This window comes from Streptomyces sp. NPDC057249, from assembly GCF_042669245.1.
Lineage (GTDB): Bacteria > Actinomycetota > Actinomycetes > Streptomycetales > Streptomycetaceae > Streptomyces.
This window is the reverse complement of record NZ_JBHUXS010000008.1, coordinates 69,059-87,908: the sequence shown is the minus strand read 5'-3', so window position 1 is coordinate 87,908 and position 18,850 is coordinate 69,059. Positions and strand designations below refer to the sequence as shown.

Sequence of the window (18,850 nt, the reverse complement as noted above, 5' to 3'; positions counted from 1 at the left end):
GTCCTTGCTGTGTGGTGGGTTGCGGGCCCGGCTCAGGCGCGCCGGGCGATGAGGTGGAGTCGGTCGCCGGCCGTCGTGCCCGCCGGGACCGCGCCTTCGCGCCAGGCGGGTTCGGTGCGGGGGCCGGGCCCGTCGTGCAGGGCCAGCACCTCGAAGCCGGCCCCGGTGACGGTGCGGTGCAGTTCCTCGGGCCGCAGCAGGCGCCAGGCCGAGCGCTGTTCGACCGGGGGCGAGCCGTCGTCCGTGGTCCAGGTGCGGGAGCGGTGCAGGAGGCGTCCGGCGGCGTCCACGCGCAGCCGGGTGACGGAGCGGTAGGTGACGCCGTCGTGGGTGAAGGCGTGGACGGCGGGGGCGCCGTCGCGGTGGGCCCGGCCGAGGAAGTAGGCGCCGTTGCGCATCTCCGCGACGAGCAGGCCGCCGGGGGCGAGCGCCCGGTGGCAGGAGGCGAGGCATCCGTCGAGTTCGGCGTCGGACCGGCAGTACAGCAAGGCGCTGTCCAGGCAGACCACGGCGTCGAAGCGCCCCGCTCCCAGGTCGAAGCGGCGCAGGTCCGCGCGTCGATAGCGGGGGCCGGGGTGGTGCCGGGCGGCGTACCGGAGCATCGCCCCGGAGAGGTCCGCGCCGGTCACCGTACGGCCGGCCGTGTGCAGGTGGGCGGCGTCGCGGCCGGTGCCGCAGCCGATGTCCAGGACGCGGGCGCCGCCCCCGTGGGTGCGCAGGCACTCCTCGGTCCAGCGTCCGGCGAGCCGTTCGGCGTCCGGGAAGCGCGCCTCGTAGAGGGCCGGGTTGTCGGTGAGCAGGTTCCTGTCGTTCATCGTGCCCCCCTCAGGCACGGGCCGGCAGGGGCGCCGGCCCGGTGGGCAGTGCCCCGGTGCGGTGCAGCCGGGCGACGGCGGTCGCCGAGGCGAGCCCGAGGCCGGCGCAGCACGCCCACGGCAGCCATCCGGCTCCGGTGCGCGCGCCGGTGTCCATGGCCCAGCCGACGGCGGCGTTGCCCAGGGCGGCCGCGATGCCGGAGACCACGTAGAAGACGCCGAAGTAGGTGCCGGTGAGCCGGGACCGGCCGAAGCCGGGCACCAGCTCCATGACGAAGGGCTGGGCGATCATCAGGCCGGTCTGGAGGAGCAGGGCGCCGATCAGTACCGGCACCATGCGCAACGCGGCGCCGGGCATGTCCCCCGAGTCGGGTCCGGACGTCACGAGCAGGGGCGGCACGAAGGCCGCGGCCATGAGCGCGAGGCCGCAGCTGATCCAGCCCGCCCGGCTGCCACGGCGTTGCAGCGCCCGGGTGATGCGCAGCTGGAGCCCGAGCCCGGCGAGCGTCGCCACGACGAGGACCGGCCCGGCCGCTCCGTCCCACCCGGTGGCCCGTCGGGCGCCCTCGGGAAGCAGCAGATAGAGCTGGCTCTCCAGCGCGACCATGGCCACCATGGCCAGGGCGAACGCCATGAACGCCCGGTTTCCCACCACTTCGCGCCAGTCGGCGAGCACGCTCCCCCCGGCGGGGGCGACCTGTCCGGCCGGCAGCATCAGGGCCTGGGCGACGGTCAGGAGCGCGAAGAGCCCGGCCGCCGTCAGGGCCGCGGCCCGGAAGTCGACGAGAAGCAGCGCACTGCCGAGCAGGGGGCCGACCAGGGCCCCGGTCGTCGCGAACACGTTGAACAGGGCGAATGCCTCGGCCTTGCGCTCCCCCGCCTCCTGGGCGAGGTAGGCGCGCACGGCGGGGTTGAACAGGGCGCCGGCCAGTCCGCTGAGCACCGAGGCCGCCAGCAGCACCGCCGTTCCGTCGCCCAGGGCGAACAGGGCGAAGCCCACGGTCCGCAGTGCGCAGCCGGTGATGATCACGCCCCGGGCGCCCAGCCGGTCCGCCGCCGAGCCGCCGATGACGAAGAGCCCCTGCTGGCTGAGGTTGCGTATGCCGAGCACGGTGCCGACGGCGGCGGCGGACATGCCGAGGTCGCGGCTGAGGTGGACGGCGAGGTAGGGGATGAGCAGGTAGAAGCCCGTGTTCACGCCGAGTTGGTTGACCAGCAGCAGGCGGACGGCCGGGCTGAAGTCGCGTATCTCGCGCCAGGTCGTCACGGTCGCACCTCCGCCGGGGCGTGCGGTGGGCTCGGCCGTACGCCGAGTCCTGGCCGCGCACCGGCGCGTACGGTGCCGTCGTGGCCGCCGATGCCGGTCCAGGGGTCGTGGGCGAGCAGGAGATGGCCGTCCAGGTCGGTCCACCGGGCGCGGTCGGCGAGGTGGACGGCGGGGGCGATGCCGAGTGAGCTGGCGGTGAGGCAGCCGAGCATGAGGTCGGTCCCGCTCCCGGCGATCAGGCCGGCGATGCGCAGGGCCGCGCCGGGGCCGCCGCACTTGGCGAGCTTGACGTTGATGCCGTGGACGCGGCCGGCGAGGCGGCGGGCGTCCTCGAAGGAGACCGCGTCCTCGTCCGCGACGACCGGCAGCGGTGAGTGCGCGGCGAGCCGGGCCAGCCCCTCGGGGTCGCCCGGTGCGACGGGCTGCTCGACGGCCTCGACGCCCAGTTCGGCGAACCGTCCGAGCAGCCGGGGCGCGGCGGACCCGCTCCAGCCGCCGTTCGGGTCGAGCAGCAGACGGGCGCCGGGGGCTGCCGCGCGGACCGCGCGGACCCGCGCGATGTCGTCCTCGGGGTCCGCGGATCCGGCCTTGACCTTGAGGACGGTGAACCCCCGGTACGCGAGGCGGGCGGCGAGGGCGGCGGCCCGGGACGGTGCGGTGATGCCGATGGTCCGGGCGGTCGCGGCCTCCGGCGGGGCGGCGGCGCCGAGGAGCCGGTGCACGGGCTCACCGGCACGCTTGCCGACGAGGTCGAGCAGCGCGGACTCCACGGCGGCCGTGACCGCCGGGGGTGTCGCGGTGGCGTCCTCGGGGAGTGCCGCGAGGGCGGTCTCCGGGTCGGGGAAGGCCGCGAGTGAGCGGGAGCACCGGTGCAGCCACCGGTGCAGGGTCCCGGTGTCCAGCCCGTAGTACGCGCTGGTGACGGCTTCGCCGTGGCCGTGGAGCCCCTGATGCTCGACGGACAGCCGGACGGCGTGCCGGGCGGTCGTGGTGGACCGGGAGATCCGCAGCGGCTCGGCGAGCCGTAGCTCCACGGTGCGCAGGGCGCACTTCATCGGGGCTCCTGGGGACGGGTGACGGTGGTGCAGCGGGTCCAGCCCGTGGCCTCCGCCGCGCCGGGGTGGGAGATTTCGACGGGCCGGGTCGCGGGGGCGCCCGCGCGGAGGCCGTGGCGGGCGTTGAAGCCGTCGTCGAAGACGCTGCCGAGGTAGCGGTGCGGTCCGTCGGGGAAGACGGTGGCCACGACCGCGCCCGGGTGCGTGCGGGCGGCCCAGGCCGCGACGAGGGCGACGGCCCCGGTGCTCCAGCCGCCGCTGACGAAGTTGCCCCTGGCGAGCCTGCGGCAGCTGTCGGCGGCCTCGGCCGGGCCGACCCAGTGGACCTCGTCGAAACGGTCGTGGGCGACGTTGCGGGGATGGATGCTGCTGCCGAGGCCGCGCATGAGCCGGGGGCGGGCGGGCTGGCCGAAGATGGCCGAGCCGGTGGCGTCGACGCCGATCAGCCGCAGCGCGGGCCAGTGTCCGCGCAGCGAGGCGGCGGTGCCGGCGCTGTGTCCGCCGGTGCCGACGCTGCACACCAGCACGTCCACCCGGTCGAGCCGGCCGGCGATCTCGGCGGCGAGCGAGGCGTAACCGGCGGTGTTGTCGGGGTTGTTGTACTGGTCGGGCCAGTAGGCGTCGGGCAGCGTGGTCAGCAGCTCGCGGAGCCGGGCGAGCCGGGCCGCCTGCCAGCCGCCCTCCTCGGCGGGGCGGTCGACCAGTTCGAGCCGGGCGCCGTGGGCGTGCAGCAACTGCCGCATGGACGGTTCGAGTTCGCTGTCGCCCACCAGGATCACGGGGTGGCCGAGTGCCTGGCCCGCGAAGGCCAGGCCGACGCCGAGTGTGCCGGACGTCGACTCCACGACCGGTGCGCCGGGCCGGAGTTCGCCGCGTGCCTCGGCTCCTTGGAGCATCGAGACGGCGGCGCGTGCCTTCATGCCTCCCACTCCGAAGCCTTCGAGCTTGGCCCAGAATCCGGGGTGCGGCGAGGGCAGGGGTGTGGTGATCCGGGCGAGCGGGGTGCGCCCGACGAGGCCGAGCAGTTCGCGGTTGCCCGCGGGGCGCAGGAGTGTCGTGGTCACCGGGTGCCTCCGTACTGGTGGATGGTGCCGGGGCCGCCGTCGAGCCAGAAGAAGGGGTACGGCTCCGCGGACACGGCGGTGACCCCGGAGCCGATGAGCCGGGGCAGCACCGCGCTGCCCGTCTGGGCGAACATCACGAGCGGCTTGCCGTGCCGCAGGGCGTGGGTCCTGAAGTGCTCGAAGCTGCCGTTGCCGAGGGTCATCCCGGAGGCGAGGACGGCGTCGCAGCGGCCGAGCAGGTCCGAGGCGTCCCGGCGTACCGGTTCGTCCCACTCCGTGGTGCCGCCCTTGAGGTCGCAGGGCTCGTAACGCAGTCCGCGCTCGCGCAGCGCCTCCAGGAGCGAGTTGACGACGCCGACGACGAGCACGGTGCGGCCGGGCGGGAGGTCGAGGAGGCCGACGACGGCGCGCGCCCTGGCCCGCGACTTCTCCAGGGAGCCACCGGCGGGCAGCGGCAGGGGCAGGGCGCCCGAGGCGGGGCCGTGGGGCAGGGCGTGCATGAGGAAGGCGTCGAGTGCGGCGATCCGTACCGGCCGCAGCGGGTGGGCGAGCAGGGTGGCGGCATCGGCGCCGACGCAGTCGTCGGCCGCGTCGGCCGGCAGCTCCCCCGGTTCCACCGCGCAGGAGCCGACGGCGGCGGCGATGCGGAGGCTCAGCACCTCGTTGCGGTAGCCGCCGGCCCGCCCCGTATGCCTGACGGACTGGCGGGTGGTGAAGGCGGTGCTGACGCGCAGGGCCCTCGGATCGTGCCCGTACGCGCCGGCCAGGGCCCGGGAGACCAGCTCCTCGCAGGAGCCGGGGGCCGGGGCCGTGGCGGTGCCGGGTCGCGCGGTCATCGGGACACCACCCGGGGGCGGAGGCCCGCCAGCAGCGCTTCCACCCGGGCGCGGGCGCCCGGCCCCTCGGTGTCTCCGGCCATCACGTGCCCGAGGTATCCGTTGTTGCTGCCTTCGGCGGTGACCCGGGTGCCGGGCGCGGCGAGGCTGACTTCCAGCACGTCGTCGGCCTCACCGACCGCGTCGCCGCCGTCGATGCCGTCCAGCACTCCCCCGGCGCCGGGTACCAGGAAGCCGATGGCGGCGCTCCGCAGGCCGGTGTCGTGCGCCCGCAGGTCCGGCTCCTCGCCGAGCGCCACGCTCACGCAGGCGGCGGCGAGGTCGATGCCGGTGACGTGCCGGACGAGTTCGGTGATGCGGTTGCCGGCCGGGCGGGGGTTGACCTCCACCACGCGGGGTCCCTCGGGGGTCAGTTTGATCTCGGTGTGCGCCACCACGTCGTCCAGGCCCAGTGCCTCGACCGCCCGGACCGCCGTGTCCCGGGCCGCGCGGGCGTCCTGGTCGGTGAGGGCCGCCGGGAACATGTGGCCGGTCTCCACGAAGGCCGGCGCGCCGCCGATGCTCTTGTCGGTCACCCCGATGACCCGGGTGCGTCCCCGGTGGGTGACGGTCTCGACGCTGACCTCGGGTCCGTGCAGCAGCTCTTCCAGCAGGACGACGGGGGAACGCCGCTGCCCCCGCGCGTTGACCGGGAAGCCGGCGAGGGCGCGGTGGGCGTCGGCGAGCTGCGCCTCGTCGTCCACACGGCGCACCAGCATCCCCGCGCACAGGTCCACCGGCTTGACGACCAGCGGCAGCCCGAGCCGCGCCGCGGCCTTCGCGGTGCCGGGCCAGTCCGCGCAGACCGCGTAGCGCGGGCCGGGCACTCCGGCACGGGCGAGGACGTCGCGGGTGGCGTCCTTGCGGCAGGCGTTCTCCATCGCCTCGGGGGCGGGCCCGGGCAGGCCCAGGCGGGCCGCGATGCGGGCGGCCACCGGCAGGTAGTAGTCGCAGGAGGACACCACGGCGTCGAACCCCATGGCCCGGTGGGCCCGTTCGACGAACGGCAGCAGGCGGTCGGGATCGTTGGTGGGGGCCGTCAGGACGTTCCGGGCCGAGAGCAGCGGGTGCCGGGTGCCCTCGGGTGCCGAGCGCAGGTAGTGGTGCAGGTCGCGGGTGATGAAGGTGAACGCGTGCCCGCCCTCCCGGATCGCTCTCGGGAGCAGTCTGCTCATCGACCCGACCCAGCTCTCGACCATCAGCAGATGAGCCACAACTCCCCCTCTTGGACACACGGTTGCGGGATTCCGGGCACGCGTCGGCACATGGCCGGCACGCTGCGCGCCCAACCCCGCATACGTTAACGACAATCGTTTTCATTGTCATCCATGTTTCCGGATCAGGTGCGTTTCCGTCGATTTGCGCAGGCCCGGCGGGCGCGGTTGATTGGAATGAGGTACGCGCGTCGCCCGGCGGGAGAGCGGGGGACCGTCGTACGTGTCCCTCGACAGGGGGTGAGACCCGTGCTGTTCGCCGACCGGGCCGACGCGGGCCGGCGGCTCGCCGAAGCCCTCCGTCCCCTCGCGCAGAGCGATCCCGTCGTGCTGGGTCTCCCGCGCGGCGGTGTGCCGGTCGCCTTCCGCGTCGCGCAGGAGCTCGGCGCCCCGCTGGACGTCATCGTGGTCCGCAAACTGGGCGTCCCGCGCCACCCGGAGCTGGGCTTCGGGGCCATCGGGGAGGGCGGGGTCCGGGTCATCAGCGACGACATCGTGCGCCGGGCCGGCGTGTCGGACTCCGACATCGCAGCCGTTCGGGAGGCGGAGGAGACGGAACTGCGGCGCCGGGCCCGGAAGTTCCGCGGCGACCGGCCTCGCGTCCCCCTGGACGGACGCACCGTGGTCCTGGTGGACGACGGGATCGCCACCGGCGCGACCGCGCTCGCCGCCTGCGCGGTGGCCCGGGCGCAGGGCGCCGCAGATGTGGTGGTGGCGGTGCCGGTCGCGCCGCCGTCCGCCGCGGCCCGGCTGCGCGAGGAGGCGGACGAACTGGTCTGCCTGTCGTCGCCGGCCGGGTTCTCGGCGGTCGGCGAGTGGTACCGGGACTTCGGCCAGACGCCGGACGAGGAGGTCGTCGCGCTCCTGGCCCGGGCCACGCGGCAGACCGGTCCCCGGCTGACCAGCGACGTCCTGGTGGAGGCCGGCGGGGTCGGCCTGCCCGGCACCCTGACACCGGCCGGCCGCTCCGGGGCGCTCGTGCTCTTCGCCCACGGTTCCGGGAGCAGCCGGCACAGCCCGCGCAACCGGTCGGTGGCGGCGGCGCTGAACCGGGCCGGCCTCGGCACGCTGCTGTTCGACCTGCTCACCACGGACGAGGAGGCGGAGGGCGGCCACGTCTTCGACATCTCGGCCCTCGCCGGCCGCCTGGTGGACGCCGCCGCCTGGGTGCGGGGCCATGCGCCCGGGCCCCTCGGCGTGTTCGGTGCCAGCACGGGCGCGGCCGCCGCGCTCCAGGCGGCGGCCGTCGTGGGCGCGGACCGGGACACGGGCATCGGGGCGGTCGTGTCGCGGGGCGGCCGGCCGGATCTGGCGGGCGCCCGCCTGGGCGAGGTCCGCTCCCCCACCCTGCTGCTCGTGGGGAGCCGGGACACCGAGGTGCTGGACCTGAACCGCCGGGCACAGGCGGAGCTGCGCTGTGAGAGCCGGCTCGACGTCGTCCCGGGGGCGACCCACCTGTTCGAGGAGCCGGGCACGCTGGACGAGGTCGCCGAGCGGGCGCGGGCATGGTTCGTCGAGCACCTGGCCGACGGGTCCGCGTGACGCGGTCACGAACGCGCCCGGTCCAGCGTTCCGTCGGCAATTCCAGGGACGAGGCAACCCCGGACGCCGATCCGCGGTCTTGATCCACAGCAAGGCGGCACGCCGCACACACGACCACTCTCGCCCCTCCCCCCTGAGCACGGACCGGAGATCCGGCCAGCTATGCGCCCTGTGTATACACGCACTGCATAGTCATGTCCGGGGCCGCCCGTGCCCGCGCGAAAGGCTTCCATGCACAGCAAGGCACTGGCGCCCGAATACCAGGGCGCCCTCACCAAGATGTCCGTGAACGCCTCGCTCACGGACGTACTCGCCGAGGGCATACGCCACTTGGCGGAGGCCCAACGCTCCGGCTCCGCCGGGGACGTGGCCCGTGCGGGTCTCGCCGTGGCCGAGGCGCACCGCAGGCTCGGCCAGGTGCGGGACGCCGACTCCGCGTGGAAGGCGAGTTACCGCGCCGCACGCTCGGCGGACGACGCCGGGGCGATGGCCTGGGCCCTGTGGAGCGGCGGCACGCTGGCCCGCCAGCGCGGCCGGCTCCGGCTCGCGTTCCGGCTCCTGGGCCTGGCGGCGGACATGGGCGAGAAGGGCGGGGACGTCGTCGCCCGGGGCTACTCCCTCGCCGGCCTTGCGGAGACCGGGCGCATCCAGGGCGACTACCGGACCGTCGCCGCGCTGCACGAGCAACTGCTCGCCGAGGCACGGGCACGCGGCGAAGCCCGCCACACCGTCTGGGCCCTGGAGGGCATCGCGCAGATCCACCGCAACACCGGTTCCTTCGACACCGCCCTGGCGATGTTCGAGGAGGCGGCCCGGCTGGCCGGTGACGCCGACGACCGGCGGGGCCGGGCCTGGGCGCTGCGCGGCATGGCCGACATCATCTCCGTACGCGACAACGACCCGGACCGCGCGCTGGAACTGCTGGCGGAGGCCGAGGTCACCTGCCGCGAGATGAAGTTGTCGAGCGCCCTGGCGTACAACCACAAGATGCGCGCCAACGTGCTCTACCGCGCCGGACGCCATGAGGAGGCCCGGCAGGGCTACGCGGGGGCGCTGGAGGAGTTCCGGGCGATGGCGGAGCTCCGGGGCGAGGCGCTGGCGCGGCTCGGGCTGGTGAAGTCGCTCGCCCGGCTCGGGCGGGACGCCGGGGAGACGGCCGCCGACCTGGACGCCCTGCGGGCCACGCTCGACCGGATCGGGCTGCTCAATGCCCGGGACATGGTCGACCGGGCGTACACGGAGCTGGGCGTGGAGCGGGCCGGGGACACGGCGGCGGAGACGGGCGGTGGGCGATGACTTCTCCGACGGCCTCTCCGGTGACCGCACCGCGGATACTGGCCCGCTGCCGCGCCCTGGCCCGCCCCGCACTGTCCCGGGCCGTGCGCCGACTCCACCCGTGGCACGCCGAGATCACCGCCTTCTCGCTCGGGTGGGACGGGGTGGACGGCGACGATGTGCCGGGCGCCCAGGGCAAGGGCGTACGCCAGGCGCTGGCCGTGCTCGGCGCGGAGGCCGTCGGGGCGGAGGCCCGGGACGCGGTGCCCGGAGCGGTCGCCGTCGAGCTGATCCACACCTTCTCCCTGCTCCACGACGACATCATGGACGGCGACGAGACGCGCAGGCGACGCGCCACCGCGTGGAAGACCTACGGAACCGGCCCGGCGGTCCTCGCGGGGGACGCGTTGTTCGCCCAGGCGGTGCGGACACTCACCGACGCGCCGGGCAAGCAGTGCGCGCCGGCGCTGCGGCTGCTCGCCGGGACCCTCACCGACCTGGTGCACGGCCAGGCCGACGACCTGCTCTTCGAGTCGCGGCCCTGGACCGGTCCCGACGCCGTGCGGGCGCACGAGTACCGGCAGATGGCCGAGCGCAAGACCGGTGCGCTGCTGGGCTGCGCCGCCGGTCTGGGCGCGCTGCTCGGGGGCGCCGGGCGCACGGAGGCCGACGCGCTGGCCGCGGCGGGGCGCCACCTGGGCGTGGCGTTCCAGGCGGCGGACGACGTGCTGGGCATCTGGGGCGATCCCGCGGTCACGGGCAAGCCGGTGCACGGCGACCTCGGACGGGGCAAGAAGACCTTCCCGGTGCTCGCCGCGCTCGCCGCCGGCGGTCCGGCCGCGACGGAGCTGGCGGCGCTGCTGCGCGGCGGCCCGCTCGACGAGGAAGCGGTGCGGCGGGCCGCCGGGCTGGTGGAGGAGGCCGGCGGGCGGGCGGCCGCCACCGCGGAGGCGCACGGTCATCTGGAGCGGGCACGGGCCTGCCTGGAGAGCGTTGCGTCGGCGCCCGACGCCCTGGAGGAGATGCTCACACTGTTCCCGTACGTCGTGGACCGCGCTCTGTGAGGCCACCGCGCCGCCCTCGCTCCGGCTGGCGGCGCGGCCGTCGTCACCGGTGCATCGACGCACCCTTGAGGATCTTGTCCACCGCGTTGCGGGGCCCGTGCACCGCGATCCCGGCCAGGTCGAGCGAGTCCCGGTGCACCGCGCGGACCGCGGCGCGGTTGTCGCGGTCGTTGCCCGTCGCGAAGAGGTCCGAGGTGAACACGGACAGCGCGACGCCCCGGCCGACGGCACGGGTGTGGGCGGTGGTCAGCATCTCCTTCGGGCCCTCGAAGACCATGACCGGCTGGCGGAACATCGGCAGGTACGGGGTGTCGTCCGCGTCGGTGTAGGGCTCGCCGATCAGTTCCGGGGCGACCGTGCCGAGACCGCTGACCAGGAAGGCGGTGACGTTCAGGCGCTGCCAGGTCTCCAGGTCGTTCCTGAGCAGCACGGCGATCTTGGTGTCGAAGCGTACGGGGGCGGGTGCGGTGCTCTCGGCTGTCATGCCCGCAGCCTGCCGGGCCTCCCGGGGCCCGGTCTTGTACGAACTTTGCACGTCGGGGAGCGGCGCCCGCCCGGCGTACGATCGGCGCATGGCCGCAGGACGTCCCGAGATCACCGCGTGGTCGCCGCCCGTGGAGGGGATCGCCGAGGTCTTCCACGCGCGTTTCACCGACCACGCGTACCCCATGCACACGCACGACGCCTGGACGCTGCTGGTCGTGGACGAGGGCATGGTGCGCTACGACCTGGACCACCACGAGCACGGTGTGCTCACCCACACGGTGACGCTGCTGCCGCCGCACGTCCCGCACAACGGTGCGGCGGCCACCCCAGAGGGCTTCCGCAAACGCGTGCTGTACCTCGACACCGGCCAGGTGGACGAACGGCTGATCGGCCGGGCGGTGGACCGGCCGGTGCTGCACGACCCGGCGCTGCGCAGCCGTATCGACCGCCTCCACCGCACCCTCGCGGCCCCGGGCGACGAGCTGGAGGCGGCGAGCCGGCTGGCCCTGGTGGCGGAACGGCTCGAACAGCACCTGGGCGGCCGGGCCGGCTCAGCCCCGGACGTCCACGACGGCAGGCTCGCGCACCGGCTGCGTGAGCTCCTCGACGCGAGCTACGTCGAGGGCGTCACGCTCCAGGAGGCCGGTGCGCGGCTGCACGCCCATCACACCCATCTGGTAAGGGCGTTCAGCCGGGAGTTCGGGATGGCGCCGCACCAGTACGTCATGGGCAGGCGGGTCGACCTGGCGCGGCGGCTGCTGCTGCGCGGGGTCCCGGCCTCGGCGGTCGCCGCGTCGGCGGGTTTCTACGACCAGTCGCACCTGACCCGCCACTTCAAGCGGATCGTGGGCACGGCGCCGGGGCGCTACGCGCGGCGTTCGAGCACTCCGCGTACGTAGGCGGCCTGACCGGCGTGCTGGAGGTCGTCGGACAGGACGCTGACCAGCCGCACCCCCAGGGTGACGGGCGGGTCCCACGCCTCGTCCACGACACGGTCCAGCGCGTGGCCGCCCAGGCCGCGGAGGTAGCCGAGCGTGTTCTCGTGGACGGCGTCGTAGTAGCCGATGAGCAGATCGGCCGAGCCCACCCGGACGGCCGCGACCTCCTCGCTGCTCTGCCCGTAGCCGGTCGCGTCCGTGGGGAGGGGCAGATCGAAGCGGCCGGCCCAGCCCTGGGCGGTCCAGAGCTGTTCGGTGCCGGCCGCGTCCGCGATGTGGTCGTCCTGGACTCGGGTCAGGTGCCACACGAGCCAGGCGATCGAGTTGGCGTCGTCGTCGAGCCGGGCGTGGAGGTCGTCGGGGCCCAGGCCCTCGACGGCCGCGTGCACGGTCTCCCGGATGCGGGTGTACCCGTCGGTCAGGATGTCGGTGACGTTCATGCGTTCAACCATGGCCGTTCCCCTTCCCCGGTGCGGCCACCGACACGCACCGGGGCGGGCACCGGCGGGGCGTCCCGCCGGTACCCGCCCGGTCGTCAGCTGTAGATGCCGAACTCCCAGAGGGAGTAGCCCCACGCCGTGCCCCGCTGGGTGAGGTTGAGCTTCACATAACGGGCGGTCTGCGCGATGTCGAGGTCGTCGGCGTCGCCGTTCCCGGTGGTCGTGGTGTACACCGACCGCCAGGAGTTGCCGTCGTCCGAGACCAGCACCTCGTAGGACTTGGCGTACGCCGGGTCCCACACCAGCTGGAGGTGGCGGAACGACGTGCGCTCACCCAGGTCGACCTGGATGGACTGCGGGTCGCTCCAGTCGCTGGCCCACCGGGTGTCCAGCCGTCCGTCGGTCGCCATCGCCGCGGTGCAGGGGCAGCCGCTGCTGCCGGCCTGGGCGGAGGTGGCGGTGGCGGGGCGGCCGAGCGCGATGTTGGTGCCGCTGACCGGGGGCACCACGACCTTCACCGACTTGGTCTCGATGCCGGCGTTGCCGTGCCCGTCCTCGGCCTGGATGTACACCTTCCACACCCCGAGCCGCGCGGGCGCGGTCACCGCGAAGGTGCCGTTGCCGGTGGACCGCCAGTCGGCCTCCACCAGGGCCTTGTCACCGGTCGCGTAGTTGCCGCTCAGATAGATCTTGTAGGTGACCGGGTCGTTGTCCGGGTCGCGGACGTCGGCGCGGACGGTGAACTCCTTGCCCGCGGGGGCGCCGCCGGCGTTCTGCACCGTCATGTTGCTGATGACGGGCGGGGTGTTGTCATCGGCGGTGGAGCCGCTGTACGCCTTCTTCAGCGCGTAGTACGAGAGCCGCTTCTTGCCGTCCGGCACCACGTTGAACCAGACGCCGCCGAAGTCGTGCTCGGTCCCGTAGTGGAAGAAGGTGGCGCCCAGTGCGACACCCTGGTGGGCGGTGACGCAGTTCCACGCCTTGGTGTACCCCTCGGCCTTCTGCACGTCGGTGGGCTCGTCCGGGATGCCGTTGGCGTCGTCCGGGACCTCCCACTCACCGGCCGGGCCGCCCTCGGTGATGATGTAGGGCTTGGTGTAGCCGCCGGACTCCCAGGCGGTGCGGACCCTGCAGATGTCTCCGTAGGAGTTCATCGAGTACAGGTCGAGGTCGGGGGCGTTGCGCTTGTAGTAGGGCCAGGCACCGGTCCAGGCGTCGGTGGACGTCACCGGGTGGTCCGGGTCGATCGTGTGGATCTTCTTCGCGACGTCGTTGACGAAGCCGGTGTACGCGTTGCGCTGCCTCTCCAGCTCGTCGCCGCTGTAGCAGTTCTGGAGGCCGAGCACCGACTCGTTGCCGACGTTCCACATGAGCACACCGGGGTGGCTCTTGTACGTGTCCACCCACTTGGCGAACTCGGTGAGCGACGAGGACTTGTAGGCGTCGTCGGTCAGGTAGTTGACGCAGCCGCCGCTGCCGGGGCCGCCGCCGGGCTGCAGCCAGAAGCCGCTGACCACGCGGATGCCGTTGGCCGCCGCCGCGTCGAGCAGCGGCTTGGAGGTGCCGTCGGTGCCCCAGGTCCGGATCGTGTTGACGCCCATGGACTTCAGGTCGGGCATGTACCGCGCCGCGTCGTTGACGGACGGGCCCCAGGTCAGGCCCTTCACCTGGTACGGCTTGCCGCCGACGGTGAGCTGCCAGTTGCCCTGCGAACCGGTGACGCGGACGGCTCCGCCGGTGCCGGGGTCCGGGTTTCCGGAGCCGGCGCTGCCGTACACCTGGAACTCCCACAGGGAGTAGCCGTAACCACCGGCGCGGGCGGTGCCGTGCATCCTGACGTAGCGGCCGGAACCGCTGACCGCGAGGTCGTCGGTGCCGCCGTCGCCGCCGGTGACGGTCTTCAGGGTGCGCCAGTCGGAACCGTTGTCGGACGCCTGGATCTCGTACGCCTTGCCGTAGGCGGACTCCCAGGTCAGGACGACCCTGCTGAGGTCGGCGGCGGCGCCCAGGTCCACCTGGAGCCACTGGGGGTCGCTCCACTCGCTGGCCCAGCGGGTGCCGGTGAGGTTGCCGTCCACGGCGGCCGAGGCCGCGTATCCGGCGCCCTCCGACGAGGAGGCGGTGGCGGTCTTCCCCTGCGACAGCAGGGAGTCCGCGGCCCGGGCGACGGGCGCGGTCAGCATGACCAGTGACGAGGCGACGAGGGCGAGGAGGGTGATCAGCAGCGTGCCCGCGCGGGGTTTCGCGGGCAGGGCTGAACCGGCTCTGTGCACATTCTCTCCTGGCGGAAGAGTGCGGGACGGGGGTCCCGCGGCGGGTTGGGAGAGCGCTCTCCCAGGAGAGTGACGTGTACTCGTCCAGCTGTCAACGATCAGGACGCGCCGGGTTCACCGGAATGTGCGTGCGGAACTACCTGACGAGGCCGGGCCCGGCCTCCGCGGGCCGTTCCGGGCGCCCGCCGACACCCGCGGCCCGCGCCGCCGCGTGCAGCGAGCGCAGGGCCAGCAGGAGGAACCCGATGTCATCGAGGTAGACCGGGTCCGGCAGCAGGTCGACCGGCGACACGGTGTACAGCACCGCCGCCCAGACCAGCGCCTTGTTGTGCAGCGGGACACCGGCGTCGGCCAGCAGTTTCCTGGCCTTCAGGACCCGCACCAGGAGGACGCCGGCGGCGGCCAGCATGAGCAGCACGAGCGCCGCGCCGACGATGATCCAAGCCTTGGTGTCCATGCTTCATACTGCCTTATCCGGAGCGGTGCGTCCGGTGCCGGGTGCGACGCTTCAGTGCGCGCCGCTCGTTCTCCCCGAGACCGCCCCACACCCCGGCGTCCTGGTTCTTCTCCAGGGCCCACCGCAGGCATTCCTGCTGTACGGGGCAGCGTCGGCACACCGCCTTGGCCTCCTCGACCTGGACGAGCGCCGGGCCGCTGCTTCCGATGGGGAAGAACAGGTCCGGGTCCTCGTCGCGGCAGGCCGCGTGCATGCGCCAGTTCTCCATGGACTCTCACTCCTGACGGTCGTGTGCGTCGCGTTTGCCTCGGTACGCTGCGGGTGACCGGCATTTCACCCCCGAAACCCCGGTGGCCCTTCCTTCGCGTCCTCTTCACGTCCCCCAAAGCTGCGGGGGCGGCGGCTCAGGGGCGATCATGGGAGACGGCGGGCCTGCGTCGGGCACGGTGACGGCTGGGAAGGATCGTCCGTGGGCGGCACTGATGACATGCGGATCGGCGGCTGGGGCGAGGCCCACCGGGCGGGCGCGCGCCGGGCGTCCGAGAGCGGTCTGCTCGACGTCCTCGGGGTCGCCGCGCTCGTCCTGGACACCCAGGGCCGCATCGTGCTGTGGAGCCCGCAGGCCGAACGGCTGCTGGGGTATTCCGCCGAGGAGGCGCTGGGCCGGTTCGCCGCCCGGGTGCTGGTCGACGAGGACGACTTCGAGCTGGTGCTGCGCCTCTTCGGCCAGGTGATGGGCAGCGGCGAGGCCTGGGCCGGGGTCTTCCCCGTACGGCACAAGGACGGCACCATCCGGCTGCTGGAGTTCCGGAACATGCGGTTGCAGGACGACCGGGGTGACTTCTACGCGCTGGGGCTGGCGGCCGACGGGGACGTGCTGCGCCGGCTGGAGCGGGATCTCGCGCTGTCGGTGGGCCTGGTCGACCAGTCGCCGATCGGTCTCGCGGTCCTGGGCCCCGACCTCCGCTTCCTGTCCGCCAACGCCGCGCTGGAGCGGATGGACGGCGTGCGGGCCGCGGAGCACCTGGGGCGGCCGATGGGTGAGGCGCTGTCGTTCCTGGGCCCGGACGGTCTGGAGGCGGCCGCGCGGGAGGTGCTGGACAGCGGTGTGCCGCAGGTGTCGCGCCAGGTGGTCGGCCGCTCCCCCGCCGCTCCGGACAGCGACCGCGCCTGGTCGGTGTCGCTGTACCGGCTGGACGACTCGACGGGGCGGGTGCTGGGCATCGCCGCATCGCTGATCGACGTCACCGACCGGTACCGCGCGGCGGCCGAGGCGGAGCGGGCCCGGCAGCACCTCGCGCTGATCGCCGACGCCTCGGTGCGCATCGGCACCACGCTCGACCTGGAGCAGACGGCCCTGGAGCTGGCCGAGGTCACCGTGCCGCAGCTCGCCGACGTCGCCGCGGTGGACGTGCTGGACAGCGTTCTGAAGGGGCGCCCCGGGCCGTCCGACGGCCCGCTCCTCATCCAGGCCCTGGCCGTCGTGGCCGCCCGGCCGACGCCCGTGGTGGACGCCGCCGACCCGCCGGGCCGGGCCGCCCGGTACGGCGCCGACCGCCTCGTCACCCGTTGTGTGCGGACGGCGCGGCCGGTGCGGGAGCCGTATCTCGACGCGGAGAAGCTGGCCCGGGTGGCCCGCGACGAGCGGTCGGCCGCCCTGCTGGCCGAGGCGGGCGCGCACTCGTACCTGGCGGTGCCGCTGATCGCGCGGGGCGAGGTGCTGGGGGCGATCGACCTGATCCGGACGGACAACCCGCTGCCGTTCACGGCGGAGGACGAGGCGCTGGCCGCCGAGCTGGCGGCCCGGGCCGCGGTGGGCATCGACAACGCCCGCCTCTACCGCCAGCAGCAGGAGACCGCGCTGACGCTCCAGCGCAGCATGCTGCCGCGCAACCATCACGACCCGGCGGGCCTCGACGTGGTGTCCCGTTACCGGCCGGCGGCCTCGCGGTACGAGGTCGGCGGCGACTGGTTCGACGTGATCGGGCTGCGCGGCGGCGGCACCGCCCTGGTGGTGGGCGACGTGATGGGCAGCGGGATCAACGCGGCCACCACGATGGGGCGGCTGCGCACCGCCACCCAGACGCTGTCCCGGCTCTCCCTGGACCCCGCCGAGGTGCTGGGGCACCTGGACGAGATCACCGCCGGCCTGGACCCGTGGTTCGCCACCTGCGTCTACGCCGTGTACGACCCGGACGCCGGCCGGTGCCGGGTGTCCACGGCCGGGCATCTGCCGCCGGTGCTGATCCCGGAGGGCGGTGAGCCGGTGCTGCTGGATCTCCCCGCCGGGGTGCCGCTGGGCGTGGGCGGGGTTCCGTTCAGCGATGTCACGGTCCCGTTCGGCCCCGGCGACCGGCTGGTCCTGTACACGGACGGCCTGGTGGAGACGCGTGACGACGACATCGACAGCCGCCTGGCGACGCTGCTGGGGCTGCTGCGCACCCGGGACGTGTCGCTCGACGCGACGTGCGACCGGCTGCTGCGGGAGCTGCGGGACCCGGACGGCCACGACGACGTGGCACTGCTGATGGCCCGGGTCCACACGTGACGGAGCCGGGGTTCAGTGCGCGCACCTGCGCCGGGTGCGGCACTTCGCGGTGGCACGGACGCGGCTGCCGCCGGCGCCGAGGAAGCCCAGGCCGATGCCCAGCATCCAGGAGTCCTTGGCGAGCGCGATCCCGTCCTGCGTCGGCCGGAGGCTACCGGGCTCCCGCATGCCGGGGGTCCGCAGGTAGAGGCCGAAGAGACCGCCGGAGAACCCGGTGAGGAGCAGCCCGGCCAGCCGGGTCGGTACGAAGGGCACCAGCAGGGTGGCGCCGACCGCGATCTCGGAGCACGCGAGCAATCGGGTGAACCGGGCGGGTTCCAGCTTGCCAAGGAAAGGATAGGCGTTGCTGGCCATACCGTGCAGTCCCTGCGCGGTGCCCTCGTCGGCCTTGAGCTTGCCGAGGCCGGAGTTGAGGATGAAGGCGCCGGTGGCGAGGCGCGGCGGGATATCGCGCGGTTCGGGCAACAGCATCATGGCGTGAGCCTCCAGGGAACGGGTTGTCGGCGGCCCCCGGTCGAGCCTAGCCAGCAGGGGTCCCGGGCGCGCGTCGAGCGGCCCGGGCCGGTGGGCGATACTGGGCGCGGCGGGTACGCGAGAGGGGGCTCAGTGGTCCAACAGCCAACGGAATACGACGTCGTGGTGGTCGGCGGCAGCGGGGTGGACACGATCGTCCGCGTCGACGCCCTGCCGGTCCCACTGGCCGACTCGGTGCTGGTCGGCCCGATCCAGGAGTGGCCCGGTCAGACCGGCGGGAACGTGGCGCTCGGCGCCCGTGCGCTGGGGCTGGACGTGGTGTTCCTCGACTGCATCGGCGACGACTGGACCGGTACGCAGGTGCGTGAACGGCTTGCCGAGGGCGAGGTGGAGTTCCACGCGGTGATCTCCCCGGCCGGGACCCGGCGTGCGGTGAATCTGGTGGACGCGACGGGGCGCCGGATGTCGTTCTACGACGCCCGGGACCCGGAGGGGCTGCGGATGCCGCGGGAGTTCTACCTCCCCCGGCTGCGGCGGGCCCGCCATGTCCATCTGTCGATCACGCACTTCACCCGGTTCCTGTACGACGACATCGAGGCGCTGGGGGTGCCGGTCTCCACCGATCTGCACGACTGGGACGGACGGAGCGACCACCAGCGGGAGTTCGCCCTCCGGTCCGACCTGGTCTTCTTCAGCGCGGCGGCGACCGGTGAGCGCGCGCCCGCGCTGATGCGGGAGATCCTGCGTGAGGGCCGGGCCACGACGGTGGTGGCCACGGCGGGCGCGGAGGGGTCGTACTTCCTCACCCGTGGTGGCGGCGACGAACCGGTGCACGTTCCGGCGGTCGCGCCGCCAGCGCCGGTGGTCGACAGCAACGGAGCGGGCGACGCGTTCGTCACCGGCTTCCTGTTCGGCAGGCTGGACGGGCGTGGGCCGTCGGAGTGCGCCCGGCTGGGCGCGGTGGCGGGTGCCTTCGCGTGTACGGCTCCGGGCTCGACGGCCATGATCGGCCGGGCGGAGCTGCTGGGCACGTAGCGGGGTCCTTGGGTGAGGCGCGGGTGCC

18 protein-coding genes are annotated in these 18,850 nt (G+C 74.1%); 6 read left to right on the top strand and 12 right to left on the bottom strand.

Annotation, left to right across the window (positions count from 1 at the left end; translation table 11 throughout):
* Positions 1 to 32: 32 nt before the first annotated feature.
* Genes ACFUJY_RS16775 through ACFUJY_RS16750 form a run of 6 tightly spaced genes read right to left on the bottom strand, consistent with a single transcriptional unit; the run spans position 33 to position 6,290 of the window.
* Positions 33 to 815 carry a class I SAM-dependent methyltransferase gene (locus ACFUJY_RS16775; RefSeq protein ID WP_383299607.1) on the bottom strand — a complete coding sequence of 261 codons (783 nt, stop codon included), beginning with the start codon at positions 813 to 815 and terminating at the stop codon, positions 33 to 35.
* A 10-nt stretch (positions 816 to 825) separates the two neighbouring features.
* Positions 826 to 2,082 carry an MFS transporter gene (locus tag ACFUJY_RS16770; RefSeq protein ID WP_383299604.1) on the bottom strand — a complete coding sequence of 419 codons (1,257 nt, stop codon included), beginning with the start codon at positions 2,080 to 2,082 and terminating at the stop codon, positions 826 to 828.
* Positions 2,079 to 3,137: an enolase C-terminal domain-like protein gene (locus ACFUJY_RS16765; RefSeq protein WP_383299602.1), complete on the bottom strand. Its 1,059-nt coding sequence runs from the start codon at positions 3,135 to 3,137 to the stop codon at positions 2,079 to 2,081. The genes ACFUJY_RS16770 and ACFUJY_RS16765 overlap by 4 nt, the downstream gene beginning before the upstream one ends.
* Positions 3,134 to 4,201 carry a PLP-dependent cysteine synthase family protein gene (locus tag ACFUJY_RS16760; protein ID WP_383299599.1) on the bottom strand — a complete coding sequence of 356 codons (1,068 nt, stop codon included), beginning with the start codon at positions 4,199 to 4,201 and terminating at the stop codon, positions 3,134 to 3,136. The genes ACFUJY_RS16765 and ACFUJY_RS16760 overlap by 4 nt, the downstream gene beginning before the upstream one ends.
* Positions 4,198 to 5,037, bottom strand: a complete 840-nt coding sequence (locus ACFUJY_RS16755; protein WP_383299597.1) for a Rossmann-like domain-containing protein — start codon at positions 5,035 to 5,037, stop codon at positions 4,198 to 4,200. The genes ACFUJY_RS16760 and ACFUJY_RS16755 overlap by 4 nt, the downstream gene beginning before the upstream one ends.
* Positions 5,034 to 6,290: an ATP-grasp domain-containing protein gene (locus tag ACFUJY_RS16750; RefSeq protein ID WP_383299595.1), complete on the bottom strand. Its 1,257-nt coding sequence runs from the start codon at positions 6,288 to 6,290 to the stop codon at positions 5,034 to 5,036. The genes ACFUJY_RS16755 and ACFUJY_RS16750 overlap by 4 nt, the downstream gene beginning before the upstream one ends.
* Positions 6,291 to 6,539: 249 nt before the next feature.
* Between ACFUJY_RS16750 and ACFUJY_RS16745 the strand changes: the two genes are divergently transcribed.
* The 3 genes from ACFUJY_RS16745 (at position 6,540) to ACFUJY_RS16735 (ending at position 10,171) form a co-directional block, all read left to right on the top strand.
* Positions 6,540 to 7,832, top strand: coding sequence for an alpha/beta family hydrolase (locus ACFUJY_RS16745; protein ID WP_383299592.1), 1,293 nt, complete (start codon positions 6,540 to 6,542; stop codon positions 7,830 to 7,832).
* 231 nt (positions 7,833 to 8,063) lie between these two features.
* Positions 8,064 to 9,128 carry a tetratricopeptide repeat protein gene (locus tag ACFUJY_RS16740; RefSeq protein WP_383299590.1) on the top strand — a complete coding sequence of 355 codons (1,065 nt, stop codon included), beginning with the start codon at positions 8,064 to 8,066 and terminating at the stop codon, positions 9,126 to 9,128.
* Positions 9,125 to 10,171, top strand: coding sequence for a polyprenyl synthetase family protein (locus tag ACFUJY_RS16735; protein ID WP_383299587.1), 1,047 nt, complete (start codon positions 9,125 to 9,127; stop codon positions 10,169 to 10,171). Before ACFUJY_RS16740 ends, ACFUJY_RS16735 begins: the two co-directional genes overlap by 4 nt.
* Before the next feature lie 43 nt (positions 10,172 to 10,214).
* Here the strand turns inward: ACFUJY_RS16735 and ACFUJY_RS16730 are convergent, their stop codons facing one another.
* Positions 10,215 to 10,655 (bottom strand): DUF2000 family protein, encoded by a 441-nt coding sequence (locus tag ACFUJY_RS16730; protein ID WP_383299584.1) that lies wholly within the window; start codon positions 10,653 to 10,655, stop codon positions 10,215 to 10,217.
* A gap of 88 nt (positions 10,656 to 10,743) precedes the next feature.
* On the opposite strand from ACFUJY_RS16730, the gene ACFUJY_RS16725 reads away from it, so the two are divergent.
* A complete protein-coding gene (locus ACFUJY_RS16725) occupies positions 10,744 to 11,556 on the top strand; it encodes an AraC family ligand binding domain-containing protein (RefSeq protein ID WP_383299582.1) in 813 nt (270 codons plus the stop codon).
* Here ACFUJY_RS16725 and ACFUJY_RS16720 read toward each other — a convergent pair.
* The 4 genes from ACFUJY_RS16720 to ACFUJY_RS16705 form a co-directional block, all read right to left on the bottom strand.
* Positions 11,523 to 12,035, bottom strand: a complete 513-nt coding sequence (locus ACFUJY_RS16720; RefSeq protein ID WP_383300275.1) for a DUF664 domain-containing protein — start codon at positions 12,033 to 12,035, stop codon at positions 11,523 to 11,525. The two genes, ACFUJY_RS16725 and ACFUJY_RS16720, sit on opposite strands and share 34 nt — an antisense overlap.
* A gap of 95 nt (positions 12,036 to 12,130) precedes the next feature.
* The gene (locus ACFUJY_RS16715) at positions 12,131 to 14,308 is read right to left on the bottom strand and encodes a discoidin domain-containing protein (RefSeq protein WP_383299579.1); all 2,178 of its coding nucleotides are present in this window, start codon (positions 14,306 to 14,308) and stop codon (positions 12,131 to 12,133) included.
* Between the two features lie 136 nt (positions 14,309 to 14,444).
* Entirely contained in the window at positions 14,445 to 14,765 is a 321-nt protein-coding gene (locus ACFUJY_RS16710) for a YkvA family protein (protein WP_383299576.1), read from the bottom strand.
* Between the two features lie 13 nt (positions 14,766 to 14,778).
* Positions 14,779 to 15,033, bottom strand: coding sequence for a WhiB family transcriptional regulator (locus tag ACFUJY_RS16705; protein WP_383299575.1), 255 nt, complete (start codon positions 15,031 to 15,033; stop codon positions 14,779 to 14,781).
* A gap of 219 nt (positions 15,034 to 15,252) precedes the next feature.
* Here ACFUJY_RS16705 and ACFUJY_RS16700 point away from each other — a divergent pair, with 219 nt between their 5' ends.
* On the top strand, positions 15,253 to 17,313 hold the full coding sequence (locus ACFUJY_RS16700) for a SpoIIE family protein phosphatase (RefSeq protein WP_383300272.1): 2,061 nt from the start codon (positions 15,253 to 15,255) through the stop codon (positions 17,311 to 17,313).
* Positions 17,314 to 17,325: 12 nt separating this feature from the next.
* Here ACFUJY_RS16700 and ACFUJY_RS16695 read toward each other — a convergent pair whose 3' ends face one another.
* Positions 17,326 to 17,787: a hypothetical protein gene (locus tag ACFUJY_RS16695; RefSeq protein WP_383299572.1), complete on the bottom strand. Its 462-nt coding sequence runs from the start codon at positions 17,785 to 17,787 to the stop codon at positions 17,326 to 17,328.
* Positions 17,788 to 17,949: 162 nt separating this feature from the next.
* Between ACFUJY_RS16695 and ACFUJY_RS16690 the strand changes: the two genes are divergently transcribed.
* Positions 17,950 to 18,822, top strand: a complete 873-nt coding sequence (locus ACFUJY_RS16690; protein ID WP_383300269.1) for a carbohydrate kinase family protein — start codon at positions 17,950 to 17,952, stop codon at positions 18,820 to 18,822.
* Positions 18,823 to 18,850: the final 28 nt, after the last annotated feature.